Here is a 1,759-nt window from a genome sequence, read left to right on the forward strand (position 1 = left end):
CTCCGATCGCGGCCAGCACACGTGGCTGGACGACCCCGGCAACGTCACCGCGGAGCGCCTGCCATAACGGCCGGGCCTCGACCACCGACCCTTGCCGTCGTCGGTGCCGTCATCGGTGCCGCCCGAGCCGGCGACCCGTGACTTGGCCCGAGCATCACCATGTGTGACGTATGGTCGTCCGATCGTCACCGAGGGGTGTACGCTGCCCCTCAATCGGGTCGCCTCGTGCCAGAACGAGGCGGTCCCCGACCGGTGTTAGCGCACCGTCCGGGGACCTACACCCCACAGGACTTCAGAGGAGTCCCGGGATGCTTCGGCATGTTATCTCGCCTGCGCGTTGCTTCGCGCAGATCCCCAACGCCGTCATTCGCCATCCGCGGCTCTCCTCGCACGCCGTGCATCTGCTGGCCTGGCAGGTCTCCCTGCCCGAAGGCGCCAACGAACCGCTGAGCGCCACGGCGCAGCGCGCACGGATCAGGAAAACCGCATTCCAGAAGGCCAAGCGGGAGTTGCTCGCCGAGGGCTATCTGCACGAGTGGCGCGTCCAGGTGGACGGCGGGCGGTTCACGACTGTCCAGCTCATCTCCAACGTGACGCTGACCGCTGAAGACGCTGTCGCCGTACGGGACGGCCACCGGCAGGCGTACGGGCGCGCCCGGCTGATCACCGATGAGCCCACGGCGCCGCGCCATCAGCAGCCCACTGTTCCGGGTGCCGGGTTCCCGGCGGTCGGTGAGCCGAGTAGCCGGGGCGGCGGCCGTCAACCACAGAAGAACACCGGAGAGAACACCACCAACCAACCACCCGTGCCGGAACCGGAGTCGCAGGACGCGGACGCCAGTGACTCGAGGCCGGGAACCGGCCGCCGCGAGCCCGTGACCGACGAGCCCCGGCCCTCCGGGCCGGAGCCGGTCGGCGGGGCGGTCACACTCGCGGATGCCGAAGCGCTGCTGCGCTCGTTCGTCCGTACCGACAACCGTCTGGCCATCCCCGCCCGTACGGCCCGCCGTTGGGCGCCTCTTGTGGCGCGCTGGCTGGCCACCGGGCTGCAGCCCGACCAGATCCGGCGGACGCTCACGCAAGGTCTCGCCGATGCCCGCTCGCCCCTCGGTGTCCTCCGCTGGCGCCTGGAGCACGCACTGCCCGACATCCCGCCGCCCGCTCCCACCGCACCGCGGCCCGAGCCGCGCGTCGCCCGTATGCGCGAGTGCGCGGGTACACACCTCCATCCCCGCCTCTTCACGCCGCTACCCGGCTCCGAGGAGATGCTGTGCCGCGACTGCCGCGCGGACGGCAGGCACCCCGCTGCTGCGCCACCGCCCCCGACGCCCACAGGCTCCGGCTACGAACGGTTCCGCGCGGCCCGCCGCGCCCTGCGCCCAGCCTCCCAGGCCGCATGAACATGCACGCGGTTCACTGCGCTCCAGAAGCAGCCGTACGCCGATTGGCCTCCTCGGTCCTCACGACGCAGCCGGTCACGCCCCGGCTGTGTACAAGGAGCGCGGCGGCGCGTACAGCCGGTGCCCGTCAGTGTGTTCCGCCTGGTCAACGGCATACGTGAGCCGCGACCGTTGCCCCATGGACCGAACCATCGCCCCCTCCGTGCGAGCCGAGCAACGTGCAACACCCTCCCGGGAGTTCGCCATGCAGTTCACCTCGACGCCGCGCGGTGCGCGTCTCGCCCGGCGCCTGGTCTCGGGTCGGCTGGACGACTGGGGCTACCCGTACGACTCCACGACGAACGAGACCCTGACCCTCA

1 protein-coding gene and 1 pseudogene are annotated in these 1,759 nt (G+C 71.2%); both read left to right on the plus strand.

All coding sequences use genetic code 11. The features are described from left to right. Window positions 1-308: 308 nt before the first annotated feature. Complete coding sequence (locus ACRDP3_RS09765) at window positions 309-1,400, plus strand: hypothetical protein (protein WP_431516474.1); 1,092 nt, start codon at window positions 309-311, stop codon at window positions 1,398-1,400. A 178-nt stretch (window positions 1,401-1,578) separates the two neighbouring features. Further along, window positions 1,579-1,759 (plus strand): annotated as a pseudogene (locus ACRDP3_RS09770) (ATP-binding protein); the annotation flags it as partial.

The sequence above is a fragment of the Streptomyces sp. genome (assembly GCF_050698815.1).
Classification (GTDB): Bacteria; Actinomycetota; Actinomycetes; order Streptomycetales; family Streptomycetaceae; genus Streptomyces.